The sequence below is a fragment of the Nocardioides silvaticus genome, assembly GCF_003160695.1.
GTDB classification, from domain to species: domain Bacteria; phylum Actinomycetota; class Actinomycetes; order Propionibacteriales; family Nocardioidaceae; genus Nocardioides; species Nocardioides silvaticus.
In genome coordinates this window covers 982,082-1,008,675 of record NZ_QGDD01000001.1, presented here as the reverse complement: position 1 = coordinate 1,008,675, position 26,594 = coordinate 982,082, and the positions used below count along the sequence as shown (strand labels likewise).

General features: G+C 71.1%; 31 protein-coding genes. 19 read left to right on the top strand and 12 right to left on the bottom strand.

Annotated features, from left to right (window positions below):
- Positions 1-4 precede the first annotated feature (4 nt).
- Positions 5-1,210 (top strand): glycosyltransferase family 61 protein, encoded by a 1,206-nt coding sequence (locus DJ010_RS04720; RefSeq protein ID WP_109692414.1) that lies wholly within the window; start codon positions 5-7, stop codon positions 1,208-1,210.
- Here the strand turns inward: DJ010_RS04720 and DJ010_RS04715 are convergent.
- A complete protein-coding gene (locus tag DJ010_RS04715; protein ID WP_109692413.1) occupies positions 1,207-1,809 on the bottom strand; it encodes a serine O-acetyltransferase in 603 nt (200 codons plus the stop codon). The genes DJ010_RS04720 and DJ010_RS04715 overlap by 4 nt on opposite strands.
- A 33-nt stretch (positions 1,810-1,842) precedes the next feature.
- Positions 1,843-3,372: a tyrosine-protein kinase domain-containing protein gene (locus DJ010_RS04710; RefSeq protein ID WP_109692412.1), complete on the bottom strand. Its 1,530-nt coding sequence runs from the start codon at positions 3,370-3,372 to the stop codon at positions 1,843-1,845.
- 234 nt (positions 3,373-3,606) lie between these two features.
- Between DJ010_RS04710 and DJ010_RS04705 the strand changes: the two genes are divergently transcribed.
- From DJ010_RS04705 to DJ010_RS04685, 6 genes are all read left to right on the top strand, one after another.
- Positions 3,607-5,346 carry a DUF4012 domain-containing protein gene (locus DJ010_RS04705; RefSeq protein ID WP_146207259.1) on the top strand — a complete coding sequence of 580 codons (1,740 nt, stop codon included), beginning with the start codon at positions 3,607-3,609 and terminating at the stop codon, positions 5,344-5,346.
- A gap of 95 nt (positions 5,347-5,441) precedes the next feature.
- Positions 5,442-5,519 (top strand): putative leader peptide, encoded by a 78-nt coding sequence (locus DJ010_RS23015; RefSeq protein WP_368732092.1) that lies wholly within the window; start codon positions 5,442-5,444, stop codon positions 5,517-5,519.
- Positions 5,520-5,679: 160 nt separating this feature from the next.
- Positions 5,680-6,528 (top strand): sulfurtransferase, encoded by an 849-nt coding sequence (locus DJ010_RS04700; RefSeq protein WP_109692410.1) that lies wholly within the window; start codon positions 5,680-5,682, stop codon positions 6,526-6,528.
- Between the two features lie 4 nt (positions 6,529-6,532).
- On the top strand, positions 6,533-6,829 hold the full coding sequence (locus DJ010_RS04695) for a DUF1416 domain-containing protein (protein WP_109692409.1): 297 nt from the start codon (positions 6,533-6,535) through the stop codon (positions 6,827-6,829).
- 80 nt (positions 6,830-6,909) lie between these two features.
- The gene (locus tag DJ010_RS04690) at positions 6,910-7,341 is read left to right on the top strand and encodes a thioredoxin family protein (protein ID WP_109692408.1); all 432 of its coding nucleotides are present in this window, start codon (positions 6,910-6,912) and stop codon (positions 7,339-7,341) included.
- On the top strand, positions 7,338-7,766 hold the full coding sequence (locus DJ010_RS04685; RefSeq protein WP_109692407.1) for a DUF4395 domain-containing protein: 429 nt from the start codon (positions 7,338-7,340) through the stop codon (positions 7,764-7,766). Before DJ010_RS04690 ends, DJ010_RS04685 begins: the two co-directional genes overlap by 4 nt.
- Here DJ010_RS04685 and dtd read toward each other — a convergent pair.
- Positions 7,744-8,169, bottom strand: a complete 426-nt coding sequence (dtd, locus tag DJ010_RS04680; protein WP_109692406.1) for a D-aminoacyl-tRNA deacylase — start codon at positions 8,167-8,169, stop codon at positions 7,744-7,746. The genes DJ010_RS04685 and dtd overlap by 23 nt on opposite strands.
- A gap of 4 nt (positions 8,170-8,173) precedes the next feature.
- The gene (locus tag DJ010_RS04675) at positions 8,174-9,028 is read right to left on the bottom strand and encodes an SGNH/GDSL hydrolase family protein (RefSeq protein WP_158282930.1); all 855 of its coding nucleotides are present in this window, start codon (positions 9,026-9,028) and stop codon (positions 8,174-8,176) included.
- 77 nt (positions 9,029-9,105) lie between these two features.
- Here DJ010_RS04675 and DJ010_RS04670 point away from each other — a divergent pair, with 77 nt between their 5' ends.
- Together DJ010_RS04670 and DJ010_RS04665 are read left to right on the top strand one after the other, a co-directional pair.
- On the top strand, positions 9,106-9,957 hold the full coding sequence (locus DJ010_RS04670) for a beta-keto acid cleavage family enzyme (protein ID WP_109692404.1): 852 nt from the start codon (positions 9,106-9,108) through the stop codon (positions 9,955-9,957).
- Positions 9,958-10,045: 88 nt separating this feature from the next.
- Positions 10,046-11,230 carry a glycosyltransferase family 4 protein gene (locus DJ010_RS04665; RefSeq protein ID WP_109692403.1) on the top strand — a complete coding sequence of 395 codons (1,185 nt, stop codon included), beginning with the start codon at positions 10,046-10,048 and terminating at the stop codon, positions 11,228-11,230.
- Here DJ010_RS04665 and DJ010_RS04660 read toward each other — a convergent pair.
- Genes DJ010_RS04660 through DJ010_RS04650 form a run of 3 tightly spaced genes read right to left on the bottom strand, consistent with a single transcriptional unit; the run spans position 11,227 to position 13,427 of the window.
- Positions 11,227-12,141, bottom strand: coding sequence for an SGNH/GDSL hydrolase family protein (locus tag DJ010_RS04660; RefSeq protein ID WP_109692402.1), 915 nt, complete (start codon positions 12,139-12,141; stop codon positions 11,227-11,229). The two genes, DJ010_RS04665 and DJ010_RS04660, sit on opposite strands and share 4 nt — an antisense overlap.
- Positions 12,138-13,028, bottom strand: a complete 891-nt coding sequence (locus tag DJ010_RS04655) for an SGNH/GDSL hydrolase family protein (RefSeq protein WP_158282929.1) — start codon at positions 13,026-13,028, stop codon at positions 12,138-12,140. Before DJ010_RS04655 ends, DJ010_RS04660 begins: the two co-directional genes overlap by 4 nt.
- Before the next feature lie 36 nt (positions 13,029-13,064).
- The gene (locus tag DJ010_RS04650; protein ID WP_109692400.1) at positions 13,065-13,427 is read right to left on the bottom strand and encodes a DsrE family protein; all 363 of its coding nucleotides are present in this window, start codon (positions 13,425-13,427) and stop codon (positions 13,065-13,067) included.
- A 43-nt stretch (positions 13,428-13,470) separates the two neighbouring features.
- Here DJ010_RS04650 and DJ010_RS04645 point away from each other — a divergent pair, with 43 nt between their 5' ends.
- Genes DJ010_RS04645 through ygfZ form a run of 3 tightly spaced genes read left to right on the top strand, consistent with a single transcriptional unit; the run spans position 13,471 to position 15,309 of the window.
- A complete protein-coding gene (locus DJ010_RS04645; RefSeq protein WP_109692399.1) occupies positions 13,471-13,965 on the top strand; it encodes a heme-binding beta-barrel domain-containing protein in 495 nt (164 codons plus the stop codon).
- Positions 13,958-14,380 carry a Fur family transcriptional regulator gene (locus tag DJ010_RS04640; protein WP_109692398.1) on the top strand — a complete coding sequence of 141 codons (423 nt, stop codon included), beginning with the start codon at positions 13,958-13,960 and terminating at the stop codon, positions 14,378-14,380. The genes DJ010_RS04645 and DJ010_RS04640 overlap by 8 nt, the downstream gene beginning before the upstream one ends.
- Positions 14,377-15,309 carry a CAF17-like 4Fe-4S cluster assembly/insertion protein YgfZ gene (gene ygfZ / locus DJ010_RS04635; protein WP_109692397.1) on the top strand — a complete coding sequence of 311 codons (933 nt, stop codon included), beginning with the start codon at positions 14,377-14,379 and terminating at the stop codon, positions 15,307-15,309. Before DJ010_RS04640 ends, ygfZ begins: the two co-directional genes overlap by 4 nt.
- Positions 15,310-15,382: 73 nt before the next feature.
- On the opposite strand, the gene DJ010_RS04630 is transcribed toward ygfZ, so the two are convergent.
- Together DJ010_RS04630 and cysD are read right to left on the bottom strand one after the other, a co-directional pair.
- The gene (locus DJ010_RS04630) at positions 15,383-16,642 is read right to left on the bottom strand and encodes a sulfate adenylyltransferase subunit 1 (protein ID WP_245927188.1); all 1,260 of its coding nucleotides are present in this window, start codon (positions 16,640-16,642) and stop codon (positions 15,383-15,385) included.
- Positions 16,642-17,556 (bottom strand): sulfate adenylyltransferase subunit CysD, encoded by a 915-nt coding sequence (gene cysD / locus DJ010_RS04625; protein WP_109692396.1) that lies wholly within the window; start codon positions 17,554-17,556, stop codon positions 16,642-16,644. Before cysD ends, DJ010_RS04630 begins: the two co-directional genes overlap by 1 nt.
- Before the next feature lie 186 nt (positions 17,557-17,742).
- Here cysD and DJ010_RS04620 point away from each other — a divergent pair, with 186 nt between their 5' ends.
- A complete protein-coding gene (locus tag DJ010_RS04620) occupies positions 17,743-18,498 on the top strand; it encodes a DUF4143 domain-containing protein (protein ID WP_109692395.1) in 756 nt (251 codons plus the stop codon).
- On the opposite strand, the gene DJ010_RS04615 is transcribed toward DJ010_RS04620, so the two are convergent.
- Positions 18,437-19,489 (bottom strand): sulfite exporter TauE/SafE family protein, encoded by a 1,053-nt coding sequence (locus DJ010_RS04615; protein WP_109692394.1) that lies wholly within the window; start codon positions 19,487-19,489, stop codon positions 18,437-18,439. The two genes, DJ010_RS04620 and DJ010_RS04615, sit on opposite strands and share 62 nt — an antisense overlap.
- A gap of 3 nt (positions 19,490-19,492) precedes the next feature.
- A complete protein-coding gene (gene cysC / locus DJ010_RS04610) occupies positions 19,493-21,367 on the bottom strand; it encodes an adenylyl-sulfate kinase (protein ID WP_245927186.1) in 1,875 nt (624 codons plus the stop codon).
- Positions 21,368-21,509: 142 nt separating this feature from the next.
- Here cysC and DJ010_RS04605 point away from each other — a divergent pair, with 142 nt between their 5' ends.
- From DJ010_RS04605 to DJ010_RS04590, 4 genes are all read left to right on the top strand, one after another.
- Entirely contained in the window at positions 21,510-21,959 is a 450-nt protein-coding gene (locus tag DJ010_RS04605) for a helix-turn-helix domain-containing protein (RefSeq protein WP_109692392.1), read from the top strand.
- Between the two features lie 42 nt (positions 21,960-22,001).
- Complete coding sequence (locus DJ010_RS22245; RefSeq protein WP_170124593.1) at positions 22,002-22,604, top strand: hypothetical protein; 603 nt, start codon at positions 22,002-22,004, stop codon at positions 22,602-22,604.
- 76 nt (positions 22,605-22,680) lie between these two features.
- Positions 22,681-22,962 carry a DUF2516 family protein gene (locus DJ010_RS04595; protein ID WP_109692391.1) on the top strand — a complete coding sequence of 94 codons (282 nt, stop codon included), beginning with the start codon at positions 22,681-22,683 and terminating at the stop codon, positions 22,960-22,962.
- 135 nt (positions 22,963-23,097) lie between these two features.
- Positions 23,098-23,457, top strand: a complete 360-nt coding sequence (locus DJ010_RS04590; RefSeq protein ID WP_109692390.1) for a phosphomannose isomerase type II C-terminal cupin domain — start codon at positions 23,098-23,100, stop codon at positions 23,455-23,457.
- An 18-nt stretch (positions 23,458-23,475) separates the two neighbouring features.
- On the opposite strand, the gene rfbB is transcribed toward DJ010_RS04590, so the two are convergent.
- Positions 23,476-24,477 (bottom strand): dTDP-glucose 4,6-dehydratase, encoded by a 1,002-nt coding sequence (gene rfbB, locus DJ010_RS04585; protein ID WP_245927184.1) that lies wholly within the window; start codon positions 24,475-24,477, stop codon positions 23,476-23,478.
- Between the two features lie 19 nt (positions 24,478-24,496).
- On the opposite strand from rfbB, the gene rfbA reads away from it, so the two are divergent.
- Together rfbA and galE are read left to right on the top strand one after the other, a co-directional pair.
- Positions 24,497-25,390, top strand: a complete 894-nt coding sequence (rfbA, locus tag DJ010_RS04580; RefSeq protein ID WP_109692388.1) for a glucose-1-phosphate thymidylyltransferase RfbA — start codon at positions 24,497-24,499, stop codon at positions 25,388-25,390.
- Positions 25,391-25,401: 11 nt separating this feature from the next.
- Positions 25,402-26,406 (top strand): UDP-glucose 4-epimerase GalE, encoded by a 1,005-nt coding sequence (gene galE / locus DJ010_RS04575; protein ID WP_109692387.1) that lies wholly within the window; start codon positions 25,402-25,404, stop codon positions 26,404-26,406.
- Positions 26,407-26,594: the final 188 nt, after the last annotated feature.

Sequence of the window (26,594 nt, the reverse complement as noted above, 5' to 3'; positions counted from 1 at the left end):
TTCAGTGAGCCGGCTCCCGGCTCCGCTGCAGCCGGCGTGGCCGCTCCTCAAGCGGGTGCACCGGCTGCTGTCTGTGCTCGCGGGGATGCTCTTCCGTCCGCTCGGCGGGCTCCTCGGCGACCGCGGCCTGCCGCGCACCGCGACCGTGGCCTCCACCGCGACGGTGGAGCGCGAGCCCGACGCCGTCACCCTCCACCCCGCCGGCCCGGCGGAGGTGCTCGAGCGCGGCCCAGCGCAGGGTGAGCCGCCCGCCCACTGGGTCTTCGAGCGCGGTCGACGGGCGGAGGTCCCCGCCCGCTACGTCCTCGAGGTCCGCGACGGCCGGCTGGTGGGTGACTTCGGAGCGACGGTCACCCCCGGTGGCGTCCTCGACTACCAGACCAGCGGCTACTTCGGCCTCGCGAGCTGGCGCGAGCACCCGGTGTTCCTGGGCCCGCGGCTGCCGCAGGTCGAGCGGGTCGACGGCACCGTCCTCAGTCTCACCACCCGGGGCACGGTCGGGAACTACTACCACTTCCTCTACGACGCGGTCGCGCGCTACGGCATCTTCGAGGAGGCACTGCCGGACGAGAAGGTCGACGCGATCGTCGTACCGCACCAGAGCGGCTACCAGCGCCAGATCCTCGAGCTCGCCGGGATCACGGGGACCTTCATCCAGCCCCGCGCCGACCGCACCATCCACGCCGACCGGCTGCTGGTGCCGAGCACGCCCAACCAGGACCTGGTCGCACCCCGGTCGGCCACGGAGTGGCTGCGCGAGCGGCTGCCGTCGACCGGCCGCACCGACACCCCGACCCGGCTCTACCTCTCCCGCGGCCAGGCCCCCGGCGGCCGTCGCTACCTCCACGAGGCCGAGCTCCTGCCGCGCCTGGAGCGCCGCGGTTTCGTGATGATCGACCCCGGCACCCTGTCGGTGCAGGAGCAGATCGACTGGTTCGCCAACGCCGAGATCGTCGTCGCGCCCCACGGCGCCGGCCTGACCAACATCACCTGGAGCCGCCCCGGGCTCAAGGTGCTGGAGATGTTCGCCGGCACCTACGTCCACCTCGGCCTGTGGACGATCGCCGAGGCCATCGGCGGCATGCACTACCGCTACCTCGTCGGCAGCGGCTCCCTCCCCGAGGGCAAGGAGCCGACCGGCATCGTCGACGACATCGACATCCCCGTCGACCTGGTCGAGGCGACCGTCGACGAGCTGTTGATGGCCTAGGCGTTCTCGGCCGGCGCGGGAGCCGGGATCGAGCGGGTGTGGTCCTGCTCGAAGGGCAGCAGGTGGCGGATGACCCGGGCGGGAGAGCCCGCGACCACCACGTTGTCGGGGACGTCCTTGGTGACGACGGAGTTGGCGCCGACGACCGAGCCGTTGCCGACGTGGACGTTGCCGAGCACCACGGCGTGGGCGCCGATCGTGACGTGGTCGCCGAACGTCGGGAACTTGGCGAAGTCGGCGCTGCCGCGGCCGGGCTCACCGAGGACGGCGCCGGGGTAGATCCGGAAGTCGACGCCGGTGCGCACCTCGGCGCCGATCATGACGCCGGAGGAGTGCGCGAGGGCCAGGCCGGGGGCGAGCTTCGCGTCCGGGTGGATCTCCGCGCCCGACCACACCAGCCCGATCGTGCGGATCACGAAGGACAGCGGTCGGAGCGGCGTCTTCGCGAGCGCGTGGGCGATCCGGAACAGGACGACGACCTGGACCTGGGGGGCGGCGAGCGCCTTCCCGACGACCCAGATCCAGAATCCGATTCCGGTACGACGGGTGGGGTCGACGTTCGAGCGCAGGTCGGCTTCGATGGTGCTCAGCAAAGACATGGGCAGGAGTGTGTCAGGGCTCTCGGCGCTCTGCTACGACATCGGCGGTTGTTGGACGTCTTCTTCCGCGGACCGCGACGAGGAGGCGGGCACGGCCTTGCGGGTGCCGCCCGATCGACGGCTCCGGGACTCACGGACGCGGGTCGTTCCCGACCCCGACCCCGATCCCTTGTCCTTGCCCTTGCCGTTCTTGGACTTGCCGTCCCGGACCGGCGAGGTCTCCTCGTAGTAGTAGTAGTAATAGGAGCCGATGGCGCGCTTGGCGACCATGTTGACCACGACGCCGTAGAGCTTGCCGCCGACCTGGTGCAGCCGGTTGACGGCCTCGGTGACCTGGTCGCGGGTGGTCTGGCCGTGGCGTACGACGAGGATCGAACCGTCGGCCAGCGTCGACAGCACCGAGGCGTCGGCCACGGGCAGCAGCGGCGGCGCGTCGATGATGATCATGTCGTAGGACTGGCGCAGGCGCCGGATCAGGTCGTGGGTCACCCGCGACTGCAGGATCTCGGTCGGGTTCGGCGGCTTCGCGCCGCTCGCCAGCACGTGCAGGCCGCTGGGCTCGTGCACCTGGATGGCGTCCTCGATCTGCGCCTTGCCGACCAGCGCGGTCGTCAGGCCGACCGCGGGGTCGACGCCGAGCGTGCTGGCCACGCGCGGCCGACGGAGGTCGGCGTCGATGATCAGCACGGTGCGGCCGGTCTGCGCCAGCGCGACGGCCAGGTTGGTGCCGGTCATCGTCTTGCCCTCGCCGGGCACGGCGCTGGTGACCACGAGCACCCGCGCCCGCTGGTCGAGGTCGATGAACTGGAGGTTCGTGCGCAGCAGGCGGAATGCCTCGGTGCGCGCGGCGAACGCGCCCAGGTCGGTGAGCAGCGGCGCGGCGCGGATCTGGCTGTCGAAGCCGATGCTCGCGAGCACCGGGGCCTCGGTGACCTCCGAGATGTGGTCGGCCGTCCGCACCGTCCGGTCGAGCAGCTCGCGGGAGACGGCCAGCGCGACACCGAGCAGCAGGCCGATCAGGCCGCCGGCGAGCAGGTTGAGGATCCAGTCCGGGCTGACCGCGCTGCCGTTGTACTCCGGCGAGTCGGAGATCGTGAGCGAGATCTGCGAGGTGCCGTCGGACCCGATCGTCTCGATCTCCTCGGCGAACGCCTGGAACTCGGTGGTGACGACGTCGGCGATGGTCTGCGCCTCGCGGGGGTCCTCGTCGGACACGGTGATCGTGAGCGCCGACGTCTCCTGGACGACCTCGGTGGAGATCTTGTCCGAGAGCTCCTTCGGCGTCATGTCGAGGTCGAGCACGTCGATGACCCGCTCGGAGAGCTCGGTGCTCTTCGCGAGGTCGGCGTACGTCGCCACGCGGTTCTGGAGGAAGAACGCCGCACTGGACGCCTCGGAGGCGCTCGACGCGTTGACCGAGACGACCACCTTCGAGGTCGACTCGTACTTCGGAGTCATCAGGAAGTACGAGATCGCGGCGGCCACGCCGAGGCCGAGGAGCAACATCGCGATGATGGTTCGCCACCGACGACGCAGCACCATCAAGAACTGCTTGAAATCCACGGCACTCTCAATCTTGGTCGAATCGCTGCGTACGCATGTGGAGAACGCGGTGACCCCTGTTGGGTCACGCCGGCCCCTCCCCGCCGCTCAGGCATCCTACGAGATAGCACGGGCCGGGACACGGCACTCCCGGCGGATGGCATGCTGTGCCGCGTGTCTCCCGTGGTCCGACGCAGGCGCCGCCCACGCGGATGGCGTGGTCTCGGGCCGTGGCTGCGGGGGCGACCGGCACGCATGGTCTGGCTCGGCGTGGCCGGTGTGGCCGCCCTCTTCGTGCTGTGGACCGGCTGGACGGCTTGGTCGGCGGCTCAGGACCTCGACGAGGTGGAGCGGAGCGCCCGCGTGCTGCGCAACGAGCTCCAGGAGGGCGACCCGGTCGACGCCGCCGAGGCGCTCGAGCGCTACCAGGAGGCGGCCGCGGGCGCGCGCGGCCACACCGACGGCCCGACCTGGTGGCTGATCGAGCAGCTCCCGCTGTACGGCGACGACGCCGAGGCGATCTCGACCGCGGCCGCGGTGCTCGACGACCTCGGTGAGGACGGCATCCCGCAGCTGGTCGACGCCGCGGAGCTCGTCGCCGCCCGTTCCTTCAACCCCGACGACCGCCAGTTCCCGCTGGAGGTGATCGCCTCGGTCGGGGAGCCGGCGCGCGAGAGCGAGCAGGCGTTCGACGAGGCCGCGACCGCGCTCGAGGGAGTCGACGACGGCTCGCTCGTCGGCCCGGTCGCGACCAGCTTCGAGGAGCTGCGGACGATCGTGCTCGACGCCAGGGCGACCCTCGGGTCGGCCTACCGCGCCGCCGAGCTGATGCCGAGCCTGCTCGGCGCGGACGGGCCGCGCGACCACCTGCTCGTCTTCCAGAACAACGCCGAGCTGCGCAGCCTCGGCGGGTTGGCGGGCTCGATCTCCCGCATCCACGCCGACGACGGCGAGGTCGAGATCCGCGAGCAGGAGGGGACCTCCCACTACCTCGGACGCGACCGGCCGGTCATCCCGCTCACCGACGGGGAGCAGCGGGTGTTCGGGCCGGCGCTCGGCCAGTGGTTCATGAACGCGAGCATGACGCCGGACGCGGGCCGCGCCGCGATGTTCGCCGGGGCGTGGTGGGAGCAGGAGATCGGTGGCGAGGTCGACGGGGTGTTCTTCGTCGACCCGGTCGCGGTGTCGTACCTGCTGACCGCCACCGGCCCGGTGCAGGTGCCGGGCTACGGCACGGTGAGCTCCGCCGACGTCGTGGCCAAGGTCGAGAATCAGATCTACCTGACGGCGCCGGACCTGGCCGCGCAGGAGGAGTACCAGAACGCCGTCGCCAAGGCGGTCTTCAACGCCTTCTCCTCCGGACGCGGCAACCCGGTCGCCGTCATCACGAACCTGGTGCGCGGCGTCGCCGAGGGCCGGATCCGGATGCACAGCTTCGTCGACCCCGAGCAGGAGACCATCGCCGGCACCGAGATCGCCGGCGAGCTGACCGCCGACGTCGACGAGGCCCAGGTCGGGATCTACGTCAACGACGCGCTCGAGTCGAAGATGACCTACTACCTGACCTACGACGCCGACGCGGTCGCCCGCTCGTGCTCCGGCTACGCCCAGGAGGTCGTCGGGTCGATCCGGCTCACCAACGCGGTGGCGCCCGGGACCGACGTGCCGCCGACGGTGTCGGGCATCTTCCCCGGCGGCCGCTTCTACGACGAGATCGAGCCGGGCCAGCAGCGGCTCGCCGTGTACGTCGTGGGGCCGGCCGGAGGCTCGATCGACGCGCTCTCGCTGGACTCGCGCTCCTTCGACCCGGTCGCGACCGAGGACCTCGACGGCCGGCCGGTCGCCCAGGTGGTCACCGTCCTGGACAAGGGGGAGACCCAGGAGATCGAGTTCGAGCTCAGCACCGGGCCCGGTCAGACCGGCCCCGTCGAGCTCGACGTGACACCGGGCGCCTTCCCGGGGTCGTCGTCGCGCACCGTGCGCAGCTCCTGCTGACCGACGCCGCCACTTCATCTCAACCGATGGACAGGTGTCTCATCAACTGGGACCCGCCGTAGGCGGCCCACCGCCCCGCACGTAATCTGGCTCCCATGTCGACGACCTGGCTCACCAAGCGGCGCGCAGTGGACAACTGCCGCGTCAGCTCGGCGCTGTGTCGCATGCGCTGAGCGGGGTCTGATCCCGGCGGTCCTCCTCCGTCACGGCTGACACCCGGCGCCCTCTCCGGCCGTCCCGGCCGTCGCGCGTCCCACGACATCCCGCGTCGTGCTGCGTCAGCCCTCTTCCGCTACCTCTGCACGAGACCGAATCCAAGAAGGAACACAACACATGAGCCGCGAGAACTCGCTCGTCACCGCCACCTGGGTGGAGGAGAACCTCGACAACCCGAAGGTGGTGCTGATCGAGGTCGACGAAGACACCACCGCCTACGACAAGGGCCACATCAAGGGCGCCATCAAGCTCGACTGGACCACCGACCTCCAGGACCAGGTGCGCCGCGACTTCGTCAACAAGGCCCAGTTCGAGGCCCTGCTCTCCGAGCGTGGCGTCGCCAACGACGACACCGTCGTCCTCTACGGCGGCAACAACAACTGGTTCGCGGCCTACGCCTACTGGTACTTCAAGCTCTACGGCCACCAGGACGTCAAGCTCCTCGACGGCGGCCGCAAGAAGTGGGAGCTCGACTCCCGCGAGCTGGTCAACGACCTGCCCGAGCGCGCGGCGACGACCTACACCGCCCAGGAGCAGGACACCTCCATCCGGGCCTTCCGTGACGAGACCGTCGCCGCGATCGGCGTGCAGAACCTGGTCGACGTCCGCTCGCCCGACGAGTACGCCGGCCGGCTGCTCGCCCCGGCCCACCTCCCGCAGGAGCAGGCGCAGCGGGCGGGCCACGTGCCCACCTCGATCAACGTGCCGTGGAGCAAGGCGGCCAACGACGACGGCACCTTCAAGTCCGACGAGGAGCTGCGCGAGATCTACGGCGAGGCCGGGCTCGACGACAGCAAGGACACGATCGCCCTCTGCCGGATCGGTGAGCGCTCGTCGCACACCTGGTTCGTCCTCAAGGAGATCCTCGGCCACCAGAACGTCAAGAACTACGACGGCTCCTGGACCGAGTACGGCTCCCTCGTCGGGGTCCCGATCGCGCTGGGCGACGAGCCCGGGGAGGCCTGAACCGATGTGCGGCGCAACTGAGGGTGGCCTGTCGCTCGACGGCGTCAACACCAAGATCGAGGCGATCGTCCAGGGCCAGGTGACCAAGAGCGGCGAGCCCGTGAGCACCGGCTACGTGCGGCTGCTCGACCGCACCGGCGAGTTCACCGCCGAGGTGCCGGTGTCGGCCACCGGTCACTTCCGGTTCTTCGCCGGCGACGGCGAGTGGACGCTGCGCACGCTGGTGCCGGGCGCCGACCCGGTCGACCGGAAGGTCGAGGCAGCGACCGGCAGCATCGCCGAGGTCGACATCGCGGTCTGAGCGACGCACTCCGACCGGCATGACCTTGAACACGACGACCCCCGGGAATCCGGGGGTCGTCGTGCTCGTTCGGGACTGACGTGACCGGCATCGTCGTGCTCCTCCTCGCCGCGGTGGCCGCGGTGGGCTTCGGCCTCTACCGCCGCCACGTCGACGGGCGGTTCGTCGCCCGCGTCGACGCCGGGCCGACCACATGGGACCACGTCGTCGCTGCCGCGCCGGAGTCCCGGCGCGGCGAGCGCGCCACGCTCGTCCAGTTCTCCTCGGCGTTCTGCGCGCCCTGCCGCACCACCCGGGTCGTGCTCGGCGACGTCGCCGCCCAGGAGGACGGCGTCCACCACCTCGAGCTCGACGCCGAGCAGCACCTGGACCTGGTCCGCACCCTCGACGTACGACGCACGCCGACCACCCTCGTGCTCGACGCCGACGGCAACGAGGTGCTCCGAGCGGCCGGGGCGCCGCAGAAGCACCAGGTGCTCGCCGCGCTCGCCCACCCCGGAGCCGGCTCGTGAAGATCGACTCGCGAGGACCGCGGTTCACGGCGTCGGTGACCGCCGTCCTGCTCGCGACCGCGCTGCTGGTGCCCGAGGGCGTCGCCACCGGGCTGATCGCGCTCCAGGCCGCCTTCTTCGCCATCGGCGTCGGTCTCGGCGTGCAGAGCACGCCGACCGGCCTGGTCTTCCGCCACCTGGTCCGGCCGCGGCTCTCCCCGCCCGCCGAGCTCGAGGACCCGGCGCCGCCCCGGTTCGCCCAGGGGGTCGGGCTGGCGTTCACCGTCGTGGCGCTGGTCGGCTACCTCACCGGCGCGGTGCTGGTCGCGCAGGTCGCGGTCGGCCTCGCCCTCGTCGCGGCGCTGCTCAACGCGGTCTTCGCGTTCTGCCTCGGCTGCGAGATGTACCTCCTCGGCGCCCGGCTCACCGCTCGAGCAGCACCGTGAACGGCCCGTCGTTCACCGACGAGACCTCCATCATCGCTCCGAAGACGCCCCGCTCGACCCGGGTGCCGAGCCGCTCGAGCTCGGCGCAGACCGCCTCGTAGAGCGGCTCGCTCACCTCGCCCGGCGCCGCGGCGGTCCAGCTCGGCCGCCGACCCTTCCGCGCGTCGCCGTACAGCGTGAACTGGCTGACCACGAGCACCGGTGCGCCGACGTCGGAGGCCGCCTGCTCGTCACGGAGGATGCGGAGGTCGCGGACCTTGCGCGCCATCCACGCGACCTCGGCGTCGCCGTCGTCGTGGGTGATGCCGAGGTAGACCAGCAGTCCCGGCTCGTCGATCGCTCCGACGACCTCGCCGCCGACGCTGACGGATGCCGACAGCACCCGCTGCACGACCGCACGCACCCGGCTACTCGTCCTCGGCCGCGGCGACGACGAGGTCGGCGATGTTGTCGGCCGCCTCGGCGTAGGGGTGCCAGGGGGAGGTGGACTTGTCGGGGACCACAGCGCCGGCGACCCAGGGGTCGTCGCTGCAGATGTCGTGGCCCTCGGATGCGGTGGCGACGTCGACGTGGGTGACGTCCTCCGCCTCGGCAGCGGCGGCCAGCGCGTCGTTGAGCCCCTCGATGACCGACCGCGCCCACGGGTAGTCGCCCGCCGGCAGCGGGGCCTCCTCGCAGGTGCCCTCGGCGGGGAAGGGCTGCGGGTAGCCGACGACGATGATCTGGGCGTCGGGCGCCTGGTCGCGGACGTCGCGGATCGCGGTGACGACGTTGTCCTCGACCTGCGGCAGCAGCGCCTCGACCGACTGCGCACCTGCAGCCCGGTTCAGGTCCGTGCACGGCGAGCCGCCCTGGTCGCCGTACTTCGCCGCGCAGTACTGGATGCGTCCGAGGAAGCCGAAGTCGTTGCCGCCGAGGCTGATCGTCACCAGGTCGGTGTCGTCGTCGACCGCGTCCAGCTGGGGCGGCGCGGTCTGGTTGGCCCGCTCCTGGGACCCCTCGAGGTCCCGCGTCGAGGCGCCGTTGCAGCTGACGTCGACCAGCTCCATGTCGAGCTCCTCGGCCACCAGGCTCGGGTAGTTGGTCTCTGACCGGCCGCACCAGCTGGCGGGCCGCTGCGGGGGACCGGTGAGGGAGGCGGCCGTGTAGGAGTCGCCGAGCGCGACGTACTCGCCGCCGTCGCGGTCGTCGGAGGAGTCGCAACCGGCGGCCAGCGCCGCCGTCAGTGCCAGCACGGCGCCCCACGCCACCCGCCTCGTCATGCAGCGCAGCGTAGACAACGCATCCGCAGGATCTCGCCGAAGCGACAAGTCGTCCGGCGTTCTGACACGATGACCGGATGGAACACAGCAGGACCGCCGTCGACCCGCAAGCATTGCTGATCACCGTCGCCCCGACGGGCGCGGAGACCGCCAAGGCCGACTTCCCGCAGCTGCCGACCACGCTGGAGGAGCTGGTCCGCACCGCGCAGGAGTGCGAGGCCGCCGGCGCCGGGATGATCCACGTGCACATCCGCGACGACGACCACCTGCCCACGCTCGACCTCGGCCGGCTCACCGACACCGTCCAGGCGCTGCGCGAGGGCACCGACCTGGTGGTGCAGCTCTCGACCGGCGGCTCGGTCCACGACCCGCTGGAGGACCGGCTGAAGGTGCTGGACGCCCAGCCGGACTCCTGCAGCCTGACCATGGGCACCACCAACTTCGGTGACGACGTCTTCAGCAACCCCTGGCCGTTCGTGTGCGACCTCTACCAGCTGAGCCAGGAGCGCCGGGTGGTGCCGGAGTTCGAGCTCTTCGACCTCGGCCAGGTCGCGGCCCTGCACCGGCTGCTCGATCGCTACGGCCTGCCCTACGGCGGCAGCGTGCACTGCGACCTGGTGATGGGCGTGCCCGGGGGCATGCCCGGCACGGCCGACGCCCTCGTCGCGGCGGTGGCCGCTCTCCCGGAGCAGGTCACCAGCTGGTCCGCCACCGGCATCGGGCGTACGACGCTGCCGGTCGCGCTGGCCGCGCTCAGCAAGGGCGGGCACCTCCGCGTCGGCATGGAGGACGTGCTCACCATCCGCAAGGGCGAGCCGGTCGAGTCCAACCGGCAGCTCGTCGAGCGTGCGGTGGCCCTGGGAGAGATCGCCCAGAAGCGCCCCATGACCCCGGCAGAGACGCGTAGCCTCCTCGGCATCGCCAACTGAGGTGTGACCTCGGGCAAGCACCGTCGTTGGTGAAGCGGGGAAAGGTCCGTTTCGACAACCAGACGCTCCAGGAAGGGGCACAAGATCGGTGCGCGTGCTCGTTCACGACTACAGCGGTCACCCGTTCCAAGTCGAGCTCAGTGGAGAGCTTGCCCGCCGCGGACACGACGTCACCCACTCGTGGTGCGAGGCGCACGTCTCCGGTAAGGGCAACCTGGGCGGTCACGACAACGTCCACTTCGAGGCCATCGGCCAGGGTGAGGTCGTCGAGAAGCTCAGCTTCGGGCGACGCCTCGTCCAGGAGGTGCGGTACGGCTTCCAGCTGTCCCGCCAGATCCGCCGCCGTCGCCCCGACGTGGTGCTCTTCGGCAACGTGCCGGTGCCGATGATGGCGGTCGTCACGATCTTCCTCGGCCTCACCCGGACCCCGTGGGTCTCCTGGCAGCAGGACGTCCAGGGCGTCGCGATGCGCTCGTTCGCCGGCACCAAGCTGAGCCGGGCGTTCCACGTCTTCGCCACGGTCGCCGGCTGGGTGGAGCGCTGGTGCAACCGCCGGGCCGACGCGATCGTCGTCATCTCCGACGCCTTCCTCGACGTCCACCGCGCGTGGGGCACCGCCGGCAAGACCACGGTGATCCCCAACTGGGCGCCGCTCGGCGAGCTGGTGCCGATGCCCCGCGACAACCCGTGGGCCAAGGAGCAGGGCGTCGACGCCGTGCCGAACCTGGTCTACTCGGGCACCCTCGGCCTCAAGCACAACCCGCGGCTGTTGGTGCAGGTGGCCCGCGCGGTCCGTGACCGCGGCACCCCGGTCCACCTGACGGTGGTCACCGAGGGCAGCGCCGTCGAGGAGCTCGCCGACGAGGCGAAGAAGCTCGACGTGCCGGTCACCCTGCTGCCGTTCCAGCCCTACGAGCGGCTCTCGGAGGTGCTCGGCTCCGGCGACGTGCTGCTGGTCGTGCTCGACAAGTCGGCCGGCGCCTTCTCGGTGCCGTCCAAGACGCTCTCCTACCTCTGCGCGGCCCGTCCGATCCTGGGCCTGATGCCCGACGAGAACCTCGCCGCGCACCTCATCGACGCCGTCGGCGGCTGTGTGCTGCCGCCGGACAGCAGCTCGGTCCCGGCGGCCGCTAACTGGGTCGCCGAGGTCCTCGACGACAGCGACCTGTGGGACAAGCTCGGCCGCCGGGCCCGTGAGCTCGCCGAGCGCGAGTTCGAGCTGACCCTGTGCGGGAGCAAGTTCGAGGAGATCCTGCTCCGCGTCGCCCGCTAGGGTTTCAGCGCCTCCAGGACCAGCTCGGCCTCGGCCTCGGCCGCGGCGGCGTACGGGTGCAGCCTGCGGGCGCCCTCGGGCGGCGGCTCTCCGATGGGAGTCCACCCGGCCACCCAGGGGTCGTCGGAGCAGACGTCGTGCCCCTCGCTGGCGGCGTACATGTCGATGAAGGTCAGGTCCGCCTCGTCGGCCACCGCCTGCAGCGCGGCGTTGATGCCCAGCATGATCTGGCGGGCGTACTCGTAGTCGCCGTCGGGGAGCGGGAGCAGGTGGCAGGTGCCCTCGTCGGGGGCGATCCGCGGGTAGCCGAGCACGATGATCCGGGCGTCCGGCGCCCGGTCCTGGACCTCCTCGATGCCGCGCCGCACGTTGCGCTCCATGTCGCGCAGCCTCGGCTCCATGCTGTCCTCGCCCAGCTCGGCGTCCTGGTCGGCGCACGGCGACCCCGGCGTGCCCGCCTGGCTCAGGCTGGCGCACCCGATGATCCGTCCGATCAGGCCGTAGTCGTTGGCGCCGAGCCGGAAGGTGACCAACCGGGTGTCCTCGTCGAGGCCCTGGACCTGGGGCGGCCGCAGCTTCTGGAAGGTGATGTCCTTCGCGCTGCACGCGGCGACGCACTGCTCGTCGAGGAGGTTCTCGGTCGCTGCCCCGTCGCAGCTGTTGTCGGTGAGCTCGAGGCCGAGCTCGTCGGCCACCAGGTGCGGGTAGTTGACGGTGGTGTTGTTGCAGCCGGTGCTGGTCGCGTTGGGTCCCGTGCCGGGCACCGCGGTGTAGGAGTCGCCGAGCGCGACGTACGCGTCCCCGGGGCGGATCACCCGCGGCGCCGGTCCGTCCGGCTCGTCGGAGTCGCAAGCGGTCAGCACCGAGGCGACGGCCACCAGGGTGAGGGGTACGACGACGCGGCGCCTCATGACTCCAGCGCCTCCAGGATCAGCTCGGCGGCGGCCTGGGACTCGGCCGCGTAGGGGTGCCAGGCAGTCGCGCCGTTCGGCCGGATCGGCGCACCCGCCACCCACGGCTGCTCGCCGCAGATGTCGTGGCCCTCGCTGACGGCGTACATGTCGATGTAGGTGACGCCCGCCTCCTCCGCCGCACCCTCGAGCGCGGTGTTGAGCCCCTCGATGATCCGGCGCACGTAGTCGTAGTCGTCGTCGGGCACCGGGAGCAGGTCGCAGGTGCCCTCGTCGGGGGCGACGTGCGGGTAGCCGAGCACGACGACCGTGGCGTCCGGCGCCCGCTCCTCGATCTCCGCCAGCGCGGCGTCCAGGTTGGCCCGCACGTCGGGCAGCCGGTTGTCCAGGCTGTTGTCGCCGCTCGCGTCGAGGTCGGAGCACGGGCTGCCGGACTCGCCTTCGAAGTTCCGGGCGCACTGGATGATCCGCGCGAACAGCCCGTAGTCGTTGGCGCCGAGGCGCATCGTCACCAGGTCGGTGTCGTCGTCGATGGCGTCGAGCTGCGGCGGGTTCTCGCGCCGCTGGCCAGGCACGATGCTCGGGATCTGCTGGGCGTTGGTCAGCGAGCCGGTGCTGGCGCCGTTGCAGCTGTTGTCGAGGAGCTCCAGCCCGATCGCCTCGGCCACCCGGTGCGGGTAGTTGACCCGGGTGTTCTGGCAGCCGCTCCGGTCGGCGTTGTCGCCGGTCTGGGGTGCGGCGGTGTAGGAGTCGCCGAGCGCGACGTACTTGTCACCCTTCTCCACGACCCACGCCCGCGCGTCGCGGGCCGGGTTGTCGGCCTCGCAGGCGGTCAGCCCGACGACGGCGGCGAGGAGCGCGACCACCAGGGCACACCGCTGCTTCACGAAGCGCACCCTACGGCCTGGACCCAACGGAGACGCTCAGTAGACCAGCGCCTGGGCGCCCTCGCGCAGGGCCTCCTCGACGAACACCGGCGCGCCGGCGATGCGGACGCCGGGCAGCAGGTGCTCCTGGGAGAGCAGCCGCCGGGCCGCGCACTGCGAGCAGGCCGTCACGGTGCCGAGCTCGAGGACGGTGGCCAGCAGCTCCGGCACCGGGGTGGCCAGCGGCAGCGCCAGCTCGTCGCCACGCTCGGCGGTGGCCAGCCAGACGGCCTCGCCGGTCAGCCAGAGCGAGACGGGCGTGCCGCCGGCCGCGGCGGCCGCAGCGACGGTGAACCCCTGGTTGGACCGCTCGGGCGCGTCGATCCCGCAGGTCACCTTCACCACGAGCTCACGCGTCATGCGCCCACCCTAGGTCCGACCCGCCCGCCTAGGATGATCGACCGTGGCCTTCGAGATCCCCCAGAACCTGCACCCCGACTGCGGACCGATCGCGTGGCTGCTCGGCACCTGGCGCGGCAACGGCCACGGCGACTACCCGACGATCGAGAAGTTCCAGTTCGGGCAGGAGCTGATCTTCCAGCAGGACGGGCGCCCGTTCTTCCACTACCTGTCCCGCTCGTGGATCGTCGACGAGGAGGGCAAGAAGGTGCGCGACGCCGCGCAGGAGACGGGCTTCATCCGGGCCCGACCCGAGGGCAAGGTCGAGGTGCTGCTCGCGCACATGACCGGCTTCGTCGAGATCTGGTACGGCGAGGCCGACAACGGCAAGCTCGAGATCGTCACCGACGCCGTCGCGCGGACCGACTCGGCGAAGGAGTACGTCGGCGGCAAGCGCCTCTACGGCAACGTCGAGGGCGACCTGCTCTACGCCTACGACATGGCCGCGATGGGCCAGCCCCTCCAACCCCACCTGTGGGCGAGGCTGCAACGTGCCTGAGGCAGACTGGCGGCGTGCGCTGCGGGAGAAGGGCTACCGCCTGACCCCCCAGCGCGAGCTGATCCTGGCCGCGGTCGACGAGCTCGGCCACGCCACCCCCGACGAGGTGCTGGCCCACGTCCAGCGGCAGGCGTCGTCGGTCAACGCCTCCACGGTCTACCGGACGTTGGAGGTGCTCGAGGAGCTCGGGCTGGTCCGGCACGCCCACCTCAGCGACCGCGCGCCGACGTACCACTCGACGGCCGGGCACGAGCACTTCCACCTCGTCTGCCGCGGCTGCCACCGGGTGATCTCGGCCGATGCCGAAGAAGCTGCGCCGTTCGTGGAATCCCTGACCACCCGTCATGCGTTCTCCCCAGACCTGGGGCACCTGACCGTGTTCGGCCGGTGCCACGACTGCGAAGGGACGTCATGACCAGCACGACGAGTCCGCTGCTGAACCTCGGTGGTGCCGTCGCCGGCGACGGCATCGACGCACCGGTGGCCGCGCACTACGGCTCGCTGTACGGCGAGCAGCGCGCGCTCGCCGCGGGGGAGGGGTTCGTCGACCTGTCCCACCGCGACGTCGTGCGGATCAGCGGCCCCGACCGGTTGACCTGGCTGCACTCACTGACCACCCAGCAGTTCGAGGGCCTCGAGCCCGGCGCCTGGACCGAGGCGCTGGTGCTGAGCCCGCAGGGGCACGTCGAGCACGCGTTCGCCGGTGTCGACGACGGGGAGGCGTTCACGGCCCACACCGAGCCGGGAGCGGCCGCCGCGCTCATCGACTTCCTCGAGCGGATGAAGTTCATGATGCGGGTCGAGGTCACCGATGTCACCGCCGACGTCGCGGTCGCCTGGCGCCCGGGCAAGTACGACCTGGTACCGCGTGCGCAGCTCACGGCGTACGCCGAGGCCGCCGGCCCCGCTGCCGGCCTCTGGGCCTTCGAGGCGCTCCGGATCGAGCGCGGCGAGCCGCGCTTCGGCATCGACACCGACCATCGCACGATCCCCAACGAGGTCGGCTGGATCGGCCCCGCCGTCCACCTCGACAAGGGCTGCTACCGCGGCCAGGAGACCGTGGCCCGGGTCCACAACCTCGGCCGCCCGCCGCGCCGGCTGACCCTCCTGCATCTCGACGGCTCGGAGAACCGGCTGCCCGTCGTCGGCGCCGACGTCACCGACGGCGCCGGCAAGGTCGTCGGCCGGGTCGGCTCGTCGGCCCGTCACCACGAGCTCGGCCCGATCGCCCTCGCCCTGCTCAAGCGCAACGTCCCCACCGACGCGCCCCTCCTCGTCGACGGCCTCCCGGCCGCGCAGGAGGTCGTCGTCGACCCGGACGTCGGGCTGCACTTCCGCCGCTGAGGCCGGCCCAGACGAAGAACGACGACGCCCTCTCCGGCCGGTGGTCGGAGAGGGCGTTGCGTGTCGAGTTCGGTCAGCCGTTGATCATCCCGGCGCCGACGGTGACGCCGGTGGCCTCGTCGATGAGGATGAACGAGCCGGTGGCGCGGTTCTTGGCGTAGGCGTCGCTCAGCAGCGGCACAGTGGTGCGCAGCTGGACGCGGCCGATCTCGTTGACGCCGAGCTCCTTGGTGTCCTGGTCGCGGTGGAGCGTGTTGACGTCCAGGCGGTACTGGATGTCCTTCACCAGGGCGCGACCGGTGCGGGTGGTGTGCTTGATCGCGAGCTTCTGCCGCGGCTTGAGCGGCGTCGTCGTCATCCAGCAGATCATCGCGTCGACGTCCTGGCGCGGCTCGGGGGCGTTCTTGACGCGGGCGATCATGTCGCCGCGGGAGACGTCGACGTCGTCCTCGAGGTGGACGGTCACCGACATCGGCGGGAAGGCCTCGCTGATCTCCTGGTCGAACAGGTCGATCCGCGAGATCTTCGACGTCATGCCGGAGGGGAGTACGACGACCTCGTCACCCGGCTTGAGCACGCCGCCCGCGACCTGGCCGGCGTAGCCGCGGTAGTCGTGGAACTCGTCGGACTTCGGCCGGACGACGTACTGCACCGGGAAGCGCGCGTCGATCAGGTCGCGGTCGGAGGCGACGTGGACGTGCTCGAGGTGGTGCATCAGGGTCGGGCCGGAGTACCAGTCCATGTTCTCGGAGCGGTTGACGACGTTGTCGCCGTTGAGCGCCGAGATCGGGATGACCTCGAGGTCCGGGATGTTGAGCTTGGTCGCGAACTGCGTGAACTCGGCGTGGATCTTCTCGTAGATCTCCTGCGAGTAGCCGACGAGGTCCATCTTGTTCACGGCCAGCACCAGGTGCGGGACCCGGAGCAGCGACAGGATCACCGCGTGCCGGCGGGACTGCTCGGTGAGGCCCTGGCGGGCGTCGACGAGCACCAGGCCGAGGTCGGCGGTCGAGGCGCCGGTCACCATGTTGCGGGTGTACTGCACGTGCCCGGGGGTGTCGGCGATGATGAACTTGCGGTTCGGCGTGGCGAAGTAGCGGTAGGCGACATCGATGGTGATGCCCTGCTCCCGCTCCGAGCGCAGGCCGTCGGTCAGCAGCGCGAGGTCGGTGTAGTCGTAGCCCTTGCCGACGCTGGTGGCCTCGACGGCCTCGAGCTGGTCCTCGAAGATCGACTTCGAGTCCAGCAGCAGCCGGCCGATCAGCGTCGACTTGCCGTCGTCGACCGAGCCGGCCGTGGCGAAGCGGAGAAGGTCCATGTTGGTCGTGCTCATCAGAAGTAGCCTTCCTTCTTCCGGTCTTCCATGGCGGCCTCGGAGAACCGGTCGTCACCACGGGTGGCGCCGCGCTCGGTGACCCGGGCGATGGCGACCTCGGCGATGATCTCCTCGATCGTGGAGGCGGTGCTCTCGACGCAGCCGGTCAGCGTCAGGTCGCCGACGGTGCGGAACCGCACGGTGCGCTCCTCGACGACCTCGCCCTCACGGCACGGGTTGTGCTCGCTCTCGCTGAGCAGCATGCCGTCGCGCTCGAACACGCGGCGCTGGTGGGAGTAGTAGATCGACGGGATCTCGATGCCCTCGCGGCCGATGTAGTCCCAGATGTCCAACTCGGTCCAGTTGGAGATCGGGAAGATCCGCATGTGCTCGCCCTCGTGCAGGCGGCCGTTGTAGAGGTTCCAGAGCTCGGGGCGCTGGTTCTTGGGGTCCCACTGGCCGAACTCGTCGCGGTGGGAGTAGACGCGCTCCTTGGCGCGGGCCTTCTCCTCGTCGCGCCGGCCGCCGCCGAACGCCGCGGTGAAGCCGTTCTCCTCGATGGCGTTGAGCAGGGTGCCGATCTGGAGCCGGTTGCGGCTGGTCTTGCCGTCGTCGACGACGATGCCGTTCTTGATGGCCTCCTCGACCGACGCCACGATCAGGCGGACACCGAGCCGGTTGACCCAGTTGTCACGGGTGGCGAGCACCTCGGGGAAGTCGTAGCCGGTGTCGACCTGCAGCACCGGGAACGGGATCTTCGCCGGGTAGAAGGCCTTCTCGGCCAGACGCATCATGACGATGGAGTCCTTGCCGCCCGAGAACATCAGGACCGGCTTCTCGAACTCCGCCGCGACCTCGCGGAAGATGTGGATGGACTCCGCCTCCAGCTGGTCCAGCTGGCTCAGTCGGTAGTCGACGTGGGTCTGGGACATGCGGGCCATCGTGCCATGCAGAACCTGCCAAGGTGACATCCGCGGGAAGCCCGTAGACAAATCTACGAGTTTGGTCGATAGGGTGGGCGCGTGGCGGGGTCTCGACAAGCTCGACCACCGACGACCGCCCGACCGCCGACGACCGCTCGACCACCGACGACCGCTCGACCACCGGCCGGCTCGAGCATGGCGGACTTCGTCGCCCGGCTGGGGTCGCGCGCGTCGGTGCCGGGGGAGGTCCGCTCGGCGCTCGGGGCCGAGGAGTACGCCGCGCTGCTGGCCGGCGACGTCGCGGTCCCCGACCTACGGCGCGGTCGGCTGGCGCCAGGGGGACTGCGGGCGGTGCTGGAGGCGATGGCCCGGCCGCCGTCGGCGGAGCTCAACAAGGCCCGGCTCGCGGCGATGTCCGGGATCCCGGGCACCACGATCACGCCGTACGTCGACGCGCTGGCCGACCTCGGCCTCGTCCACCTGCTGCCGGGTGCGCGAACCACGGTCGCGAAGCGGGCCGTCGCCCGGCCCCGCGTGGTGTTCGACGACCCCGCGCTCGCGCGCCGGCTGGCCGGCGACAGCACCGCGGCGCTGACCGAGCTCGGCGGCCGGGCCCGGCTGGCGCCGTACCTCGAGGGCATCGTCGCCGCCGAGCTGCTGCGCCAGCAGCGCACCAGCGAGGTGGACTTCCGGGTGACCCACCTGCGCGAGCGCAACGGGCTCGAGATCGACGTGCTCGTCGAGCTCCCCGACAACACCGTCTACGGCATCGAGGTGCGCACCGCGGCCGGCTTCCGGCCGCACCAGTTCCGCGCACTCGAGGCGCTGGCGGACCGCGCCGGCTCCCGCTTTCGGGGCGGCATCGTGCTCAACACCGCACCGGTCGGGTTCAAGTACCGTCTGGGGATGTGGGGTCTCCCGATCTCGGCGCTGTGGGACTGGGAGTCGTAGCCCGGCGGCGCCGGTCGCCCGGCACCCGCTCCAGCTCGGCGACGGTCGGGGCGCCGAACATCGGCAGCCCGGTCTGCTTGCGCAGCAGGCCCCACACGACGGGCACCAGGACGAGCATCGCGACGCCGACCAGCGCGACGACGATCGCCTCGAGGGTCTCGTGCCCCTCGCCGAACGGGTGCAGACCGGCCTTGAAGAGCAGCGCGACGCCCGACATCGTCAGCACGACCACGATGCCGCGGCGGATGTAGGACTGCGGCACCCGCGGCGCGATCCGGCTGCCGATGATCGTGCCCGGCACCGAGCCGATCACCAGCGGGATCAGCAGGTCCCAGTCGAGGCCGTGGATGGCGATGTTGGCGATCGCAGCGGCCAGCACCAGCGGCACCGCCTGCACCAGGTCGGTGCCGACCAGCTTCACCGCCGACAGGCCCGGGTAGAGCATCAGCAGCGCGATCATGATGACCGAGCCGGAGCCCACGCTCGTGACGCCGACGAGCAGGCCGCCGAGCATGCCGACGAGCAGGGTCGGGACCGGCCGGATCCTCGGGTTCTCCTCCGGCTGCACGCCGCCCCCGCGCACCCGGCGCAGGTTGATGTAGAGCCGCAGGGCGTACGTCGACGCCGCGAACAGCAGCGCGATGCCGATGCAGAGCTTGAGGGTCTGCTCCAGCTGCTCGGGGTCGTCGGTCAACGCATCGACCAGGTAGGGACCCACGAACGCCATCGGTACCGAGCCCGCGACCAGCCAGGCGGCCAGGCGCAGGTTCGGCGAGCCCTCGCGAGCGTGCGTGATCGCGCCACCGGTCTTGTAGATGGCGGCGGCGGTGAGGTCGGCGGTGACGATCGCCGAGGTGTGGCCCACCCCGAGGAAGATCAGGGCGGGCGTCATCAGCGCCCCGCCGCCCATGCCGGTGAGGCCGACGACGATGCCGACGAAGAAGCCGGCCGCGGCGATCGAGAGCGCGGTGAGGGTGAGCAGGTCGTCCATCGACTACTGGCTCCTTCCGGTGCCCGCCAGGCGGGGCATCACGACGCGCAGGAGGCCGTCGATCTGGTGGGCGGCCTCCTCGTTGGCGGCGCGGCCACGGTTGAAAGGGTCGCCGATCTCGTGCTGCGGGGAGGCGGAGGCGCGCCGGTGGCCGGCGTAGGTGACCAGCTCGTGGCCGCTGACAGAGGGCGCCACCCGCGCGACGGTCTCGGCGAACTGGCCGAGCGTGAAGACCTTGCGGAACGCGCCCGGCGCCTCCTCGAGCACGAACTCGCGGTGCACGGTCTCGGCGGTGAGCACCAGGTCGGCGGCCTGGATCAGGTCCCGGGTGAGCGGGCGGCTGCGGAACGCGGCGATCTGCTCGTCGCCCACGCCGCGCCGGGCCAGCACGCCCGCCATCGTCGGATCGACGCCGCGGTCACGGAAGCCGTGGGTGCCGGCACTGGCGAACTCGATCGCGGCCGGGTCGTCGAGGAACGCCCCGGCGCGCAGCTCCATGTAGGGCGAGCGGCAGATGTTCGCCGTACACACGAAGAGCACGGCGACCGGGCGGTCGATCCGGTCCGTGGTCGGGCGCAACGCCCCCTCGGACACCTGGTCGACGTGGGCCGACACGGTCGGTCCGGCCGGGGTGGCGGTGCGGCCGGCGGTCGGCGCGCGGTGGTCGACCAGGTCGAGGTGCCCGCTGTCGCGGAGCGCGACCAGCACGTCGTCGAGCGCGTCGTCGATCGTGCGCCCGGTCGTGTCGACCCGGACGTCGGCGTCCTGCGGCTCCTCGTAGGGGGAGGAGATGCCGGTGAACTCGGGGATCTCGCCGCGGCGCGCCTTGGCGTAGAGGCCCTTGCGGTCGCGGCGCTCGCACTCCTCCAGCGGCGTGGCCACGTGGACGAGGAAGAACGCGCCGCCGGCGTCGGCGACGTACTGCCGGACCTGCTGGCGGGTCTCGTCGAACGGAGCGATCGGGCTGCAGACCGCGACGCCGCCGTGCCGCGCGATCTCGGCCGCCACCCAGCCGATCCGGCGGATGTTGGTCTCGCGGTCCTCCTTGGAGAAGGTGAGACCGGCCGACAGGTTCCGCCGCACGACGTCGCCGTCGAGGCTGGTGAGGCTGCGGCCGCCGCGCTCGAGCAGCCGGTCCATCAGCGCCTGCGCGAGGGTGGACTTGCCGCTGCCGGAGAGACCTGTGAAGAAGATGACCAGGCCCTGCTCGCCCGGTCCGGGCCGGTCCTCGTGGACGATGTCGGCCACGTCGGCGGCCGGCACCTCGCCGGCGGCGAGCTCGACGACCGGGTCGGTGCCGGCGTAGTTGGCGACGACCTGGGCCCGCAGCGCGGCGTCGGCCTCGGCGTCGCCGTGCGCGGCCAGGGGTACGGCGACCACGTCGATCGCGGTGCGCCCCGAGGCCGTGAGCTTGTCGGCCACCCGCAGCGTCGCGCGCAGCAGGCCGACGGGGGAGAGGGCCGGGGTCCCGCGCCCGACGAGGGCCAGCAGGGCGAGGTCGCCGCGGTTGCGCAGCTGCCCGATCTGGTCCTCGCTCATCGCGTCGGTCACCGTGACGAACGTGCGGCCGGCGTACTGCGCGCGCACCTGCTCCGGGGACAGGTAGAGCCGCCGGAACGGGCCGTACTGGGCGTGGGTCAGCGGCGTGACCGCGCCGTCCGACGACACCCGGGCGAGCGGCAGGCCCTCCGGGTCGACCAGCTCGACCGGCTCGCCGGCGGCCAGCCGCTCGTTCAGCTCCTCGGGGAGGGTCAGCGTGACCGGGCTGCCGGGCTCGTTGAAGCGGGTGGTCGGCGCCATCGCCCCGACCGACAACAGCTCGAGGTCGTCGAGCTCCCGCGGCGACGGGCAGTGCTGGGCAAGGGGTGGACGCGACACTCTGCGCATCTTGCCAAACCCACGAAAGACACTAGGAATTCTCTTCCACCCCTTGGCGATGCGGGGGGCTGCCGACCCCCTGTGAACCAGGTCACTTGCCGTCAGTTTGCAAAATGCTAACTGTTGCAAGCACACTGGGGACATGGTGAAGGCGAAGGTGACCGAGCTCGCGGGTAGCGGGCTCTCGACGGTCGGCGCGCTGGGCGACTACCTCAAGGAGCAGCGCACGCAGTCGCGCCTGTCCCTGCGGCAGCTCGCCGAGCAGGCCGGCGTCTCCAACCCTTACCTGAGCCAGATCGAGCGTGGGCTCCGCAAGCCGTCGGCCGAGGTGCTCCAGCAGATCGCCAAGGCGCTGCGCATCTCCGCGGAGCAGCTCTATATCCGGGCCGGCATCCTCAGCCCGGATGACGGCGTGGGTGGGTCGGTCGAGCTCGCCGTTCTCGGCGACACCGGCCTCACCGAGCGGCAGAAGCAGTCGCTCCTCGACGTCTACGCGTCGTTCCTGGCGCTCAACGATGCCGAAGCGGTGTCCGCACCGACCGGCGACGGCGAGCCCAGCGAGGCCGACGAGGCGACGACCGCCCGCTCCTGAAACCGAAGCACGACCCAACAAATGAGAAGGGTGTTCATCACCATGCCGAAGTTCGAGCTCCCGAAGTTCGAGGTCCCGAAGATCGAGGTCCCGAAGGTCGAGGTCCCCAAGATCGGTCTCACCACCATCGACCTGCCCGACGTGGTCGTGCCCGCCGCCGCCGCGCGGCCGCTGTACGCCGGTGTCGGCGTCACCGACCTGGCCGTCGAGAAGGTCAAGGGCTACGTCACCGACGTCCAGAAGTCCGTCAAGGACCTCGAGGTCCCGCAGCCGAAGTCGCTGCAGGACAAGGCTGTCGCGCAGTTCAACGACACCCGCGCGAAGTTCGAGGCCAAGCTCGCCGAGCTGCAGGCCGACGCCAAGGCCCTGCCGGCCAAGGTGCGCGGTCAGTACGACGAGAACATCGCCGTCCTCACCCAGCAGTACGCCGACCTCGCCAAGCGCGGCGAGTCGGTCGTCATCAAGCTGCGCAAGGGTGACGCGGTGAAGGCCCCGGCCCCGGTCGCCGGCTCGGTCGCCAAGAAGGCCCCGGCCAAGAAGACCCCCGCGAAGAAGGCTCCTGCCAAGAAGGCTCCGGCCCAGAAGGCCGCCGCCAAGAAGGCTCCGGCCAAGAAGGCTCCGGCGCAGAAGGCTGCCGCCAAGTGAGCTGATGCTCCTGCTGCGAGGCCCCGAGGGATTCCCTCGGGGCCTCGTGCATTTCGACCGATAGGATCGGCGCACCATGGATGTGTTCCTGTTCGAGAGCTACGTGTCGCTCGCGGTGTACTTCGTGCTGCTCGTCATCAAGATCTTCGCGTTCGTCAACGCGCTGCTCTACTCGGCGGAGTCCTACCTCGCGGCGGACAAGCTCAACAAGCCGACCTGGTGCATCCTGCTCGGTGTCGCGGTGGTGCTCCAGCTGCTGCCGCTGCCGCTGATGATCGTCAACCTCGCGATGACGGTGGCCGCCCTGGTCTACCTCGCGGACGTGCGGCCCGCGCTGGCCGGTCTCCGGCGCAGGTGAACACGTTCTACCTTTTTTGGGGAATGTTCGCCTGATCCGTACCTTCGGTATCCCTGCTGTCGTTACCGTCAGTGACAACGACGGCCGACGGGACGTCAGGGACTCGGGTCAGGTCCTCGGACAGTGGGAGAAGACGTGATTGGTGACAGCGCGGTTCGGCCGTGGGGGTCGTGGCAGGTGCTGGACGAGGGCGACGGCTTCAAGGTGAAGCGGATCGTCGTCGAGCCGGGCGCCCGCCTCTCCTACCAGACCCACGAGCACCGGGCGGAGCACTGGACCGTGGTCTCGGGCGTCGCGACCTGCGTCATCGACGGCGAGGTGAGCGTGCTCAACGTCGCCGACTCCGTCAACGTCGCCATCGGCCAGCCGCACCGGATCACCAACGAGCACGACGAGCAGCTCGTGATCATCGAGGTCCAGCACGGCAGCTACACCGGCGAGGACGACATCTGCCGGCTCGAGGACGACTACGGCCGGGTCGAGGTCGCGTCCTGACCTGTTGAGCCGACCGGCTCACTGACCGCGGGCGGCGTAGGCCGCCTCGGTCGCCTCCTTGTGCGGGCGCCACCAGTCGGCGTGCGCCCGGTACCAGTCGATGGTGCGCGCCAGGCCGGCCTCGAGGTCGTCGTACGACGGACGCCAGTCGAGCTCGTCGCGCAACCGGGTCGCGTCGATGGCGTAGCGCCGGTCGTGCCCGGCGCGGTCGGCGACGAGGTCGAAGTCCGCCTCGTCGCGCCCCATCAGCCGCAGGATGGTCCGAACGACGTCGAGGTTCGAGCGCTCGCCGTCGGCGCCGACCAGGTAGGTCTCGCCGATCCGCCCGCGCTCCAGGATCGCCAGCAGCGCCGTGCTGTGGTCGTCAGTGTGGATCCAGTCGCGCACGTGCGCCCCGTCGCCGTAGACGCGCGGCCGGCGGCCGTCGAGCACGTTGGTCACCTGGCGCGGGACGAACTTCTCGATGTGCTGCCACGGGCCGTAGTTGTTCGAGCAGCAGGAGATCGTGGCGCGCACGCCGAACGCGCGCACCCACGCGCGCACCAGGTGGTCCGAGCCGGCCTTCGACGCCGCATAGGGCGTGCCGGGGCGGTAGGCGCTCTCCTCGGTGAACCGCTCGGGGTCGTCGAGCGCGAGGTCGCCGTACACCTCGTCGCTGGAGACGTGGTGCAGCCGCCCGTCGTGGCGGCGCACCGCCTCGAGGACCGTGAACGTGCCGACCAGGTTGGTCTGCACGAACGGCGTCGGGTCGCGCAGCGCGTTGTCGTTGTGGGACTCCGCGGCGAGGTGCACGACCACGTCGTGCTCGGCGACGAGCGGGTCGACGACGGTCGCGTCGGCCACGTCGCCCACGACCAGGCGGAAGCGGTCGGCGGGGAGGTCCTCGAGCGCGGCCGGGCTGGCGGCGTAGGTGAGCTTGTCGAGCACCGTCACCGACGCGTCGGTCCGGTCGAGGACGTGGCGGACGAAGCTGCTGCCGATGAAGCCGGCGCCGCCGGTCACCAGGATCCGCTGAGCCACATGCGGCATCCTAGGCAGCATGCGGGGGATCATCCTGGCGGGCGGCACCGGCAACCGGCTCGCCCCGATCACCCAGGCGGTCAGCAAGCAGCTGGTGCCGATCTACGACAAGCCGATGGTCTACTACCCGCTGTCGACGCTGATGCTGGCCGGGATCCGCGAGATCCTCGTGATCACGACGCCGCACGAGGCCGACCTGTTCCGCCGGCTGCTCGGCGACGGCGCGCACCTGGGCATCGAGCTGTCGTACGCCGTGCAGGCCTCCCCGGACGGGCCGGCGCAGGCGTTCCTGATCGGTGAGGAGCACGTCGCGGGAGGCACGTCGGCGCTGATCCTCGGCGACAACATCCTCTACGGGCCGGGGCTCGGCGGCCGGCTGCGCCAGTTCAGCGAGATCGACGGCGCCGCGGTGTTCGCCTACCCGGTGGCCAACCCGGAGAGCTACGGCGTGATCGAGCTCGACGCCCACGGGCGGCCGGTGGCGCTGGTGGAGAAGCCGGCGCGCCCGCGCGGCAACCTGGCGGTGCCGGGTCTCTACTTCTACGGTCCCGACGTCGTCGAGCGGGCGAAGGCGCTGCAGCCGTCGGCGCGCGGCGAGCTCGAGATCACCGACCTCAACGTCACCTACCTGCAGGAGGGCCGGCTGACGGTCGAGGTGCTGCCGCGCGGCTCGGCCTGGCTCGACTCCGGGACGTTCGAGGCGCTCAACGACGCCAGCAACTACGTGCGCACCCTCGAAGCGCGGCAGGGCACCAAGGTCGCGGCGCCGGAAGAGGTCGCGTGGCGGATGGGCTTCATCGACGACGCCCAGCTCCAGCGGCTGGGGGAGGCGCTGCCGGCCAGCGGGTACGGCGACTACCTGCTCGGGCTGTTGGGCGACCAGTTGGGCGATCGGTTGGGTCCGAACCCCTAGGCTTTCGCCCCATGAAGGTTCTCGTGACCGGCGGTGCCGGCTACCTCGGCTCCATCACCTCGAAGGCCCTCGAGCAGGCCGGCCACACGCCCGTCGTGCTCGACTCGCTGCTCGTGGGTCCGCGCCAGTTCACCGAGGGGCGGGCGTTCTACGAGGGCGACATCGCCGACCGGGCCCTGCTGCGCCGGATCGTCGACGAGCACCCCGACATCGACGCCACGATCCACATGGCGGCGCGGATCGTCGTACCGGAGTCGGTGGCGCTGCCCTACGAGTACTACCGCGACAACGTCGCCAAGTCGCTCGAGCTGTTCGACGAGCTGGAGCAGCTCGGCAAGCCGCGGATCCTCTTCTCCTCCACCGCGTCGCTCTACGCGCTCCAGCCGGCGTTCGAGGTGCGCGAGACGGACCCGGTCGAGCCGACGTCGCCGTACGCCCGGACCAAGCGGATGATGGAGATGTGCCTGGAGGACATCGCTACGGCGACCTCGCTGCGCGCGATCATCCTGCGGTACTTCAACCCGATCGGCACCGACCCGGACCTCGAGACCGGCTACCACCTCAAGGACGCCACTCACGTCGTGCCGCTGCTCGCGCAGACCGCGCTCGGCTACCGGGACTCGTTCACGATCACCGGCACCGACCTGCCCACCCGCGACGGCACCGGTCTCCGCGACTACATCCACGCCTGGGACCTGGCGAAGGCCCACGTGCGCGCGGTCGAGAAGTTCGACTCGGTCATCGAGGCCGAGGGCGCGCCGTACTCCTACATCAACATCGGCGGCGGTGACGGCGTCACCGTCAAGGAGCTCATCGCTGCCGTCGAGCGCGTCGTCGGCAAGCCCGTCCCCACCACCGAGGCCCCGCCCCGCCCCGGCGACGCCGTCGGCGCCTACGCCAACGCCGACAAGGCCGCCCGCCTCCTCGACTGGCGCACCGAGGCCTCCCTCGACGACGCCATCGCCTCCGCCCTCGCCTGGGGCGAGAAGCGCAAGGACGTCCTCGGCTACGAGTGACGGCTGCCCCGGTCGGCGAGGAGGGAGCGAACGACCGCGTCGAGACGCGTCTCGATACGTCCTCGCCTGGCGGCTCGGACTACTCGACGACCGAAGGGCTCGGACTGCTCGACGACCGATGGGCTTGGTGGTCGTCGAGTAGGGAGCGAGTGCAGCGAGCCTGGTGGTCGTCGAGTAGGGAGCGAGTG

Excerpts from the sequence above, each read along its gene's own strand:
- DJ010_RS04715 (WP_109692413.1), bottom strand. The coding sequence starts at position 1,809 with ATGTCTTTGCTGAGCACCATCGAAGCCGACCTGCGCTCGAACGTCGAC.
- DJ010_RS04705 (WP_146207259.1), top strand. The coding sequence starts at position 3,607 with ATGGTCTGGCTCGGCGTGGCCGGTGTGGCCGCCCTCTTCGTGCTGTGG.
- DJ010_RS23015 (WP_368732092.1), top strand. The coding sequence starts at position 5,442 with ATGTCGACGACCTGGCTCACCAAGCGGCGCGCAGTGGACAACTGCCGC.
- DJ010_RS04700 (WP_109692410.1), top strand. The coding sequence starts at position 5,680 with ATGAGCCGCGAGAACTCGCTCGTCACCGCCACCTGGGTGGAGGAGAAC.
- DJ010_RS04695 (WP_109692409.1), top strand. The coding sequence starts at position 6,533 with ATGTGCGGCGCAACTGAGGGTGGCCTGTCGCTCGACGGCGTCAACACC.
- DJ010_RS04675 (WP_158282930.1), bottom strand. The coding sequence starts at position 9,028 with ATGACGAGGCGGGTGGCGTGGGGCGCCGTGCTGGCACTGACGGCGGCG.
- DJ010_RS04670 (WP_109692404.1), top strand. The coding sequence starts at position 9,106 with ATGGAACACAGCAGGACCGCCGTCGACCCGCAAGCATTGCTGATCACC.
- DJ010_RS04660 (WP_109692402.1), bottom strand. The coding sequence starts at position 12,141 with ATGAGGCGCCGCGTCGTCGTACCCCTCACCCTGGTGGCCGTCGCCTCG.
- DJ010_RS04650 (WP_109692400.1), bottom strand. The coding sequence starts at position 13,427 with ATGACGCGTGAGCTCGTGGTGAAGGTGACCTGCGGGATCGACGCGCCC.
- ygfZ (WP_109692397.1), top strand. The coding sequence starts at position 14,377 with ATGACCAGCACGACGAGTCCGCTGCTGAACCTCGGTGGTGCCGTCGCC.
- DJ010_RS04630 (WP_245927188.1), bottom strand. The coding sequence starts at position 16,642 with ATGAGCACGACCAACATGGACCTTCTCCGCTTCGCCACGGCCGGCTCG.
- cysD (WP_109692396.1), bottom strand. The coding sequence starts at position 17,556 with ATGTCCCAGACCCACGTCGACTACCGACTGAGCCAGCTGGACCAGCTG.
- DJ010_RS04620 (WP_109692395.1), top strand. The coding sequence starts at position 17,743 with ATGGCGGACTTCGTCGCCCGGCTGGGGTCGCGCGCGTCGGTGCCGGGG.
- DJ010_RS04615 (WP_109692394.1), bottom strand. The coding sequence starts at position 19,489 with ATGGACGACCTGCTCACCCTCACCGCGCTCTCGATCGCCGCGGCCGGC.
- DJ010_RS04605 (WP_109692392.1), top strand. The coding sequence starts at position 21,510 with ATGGTGAAGGCGAAGGTGACCGAGCTCGCGGGTAGCGGGCTCTCGACG.
- DJ010_RS22245 (WP_170124593.1), top strand. The coding sequence starts at position 22,002 with ATGCCGAAGTTCGAGCTCCCGAAGTTCGAGGTCCCGAAGATCGAGGTC.
- DJ010_RS04595 (WP_109692391.1), top strand. The coding sequence starts at position 22,681 with ATGGATGTGTTCCTGTTCGAGAGCTACGTGTCGCTCGCGGTGTACTTC.
- rfbA (WP_109692388.1), top strand. The coding sequence starts at position 24,497 with ATGCGGGGGATCATCCTGGCGGGCGGCACCGGCAACCGGCTCGCCCCG.
- galE (WP_109692387.1), top strand. The coding sequence starts at position 25,402 with ATGAAGGTTCTCGTGACCGGCGGTGCCGGCTACCTCGGCTCCATCACC.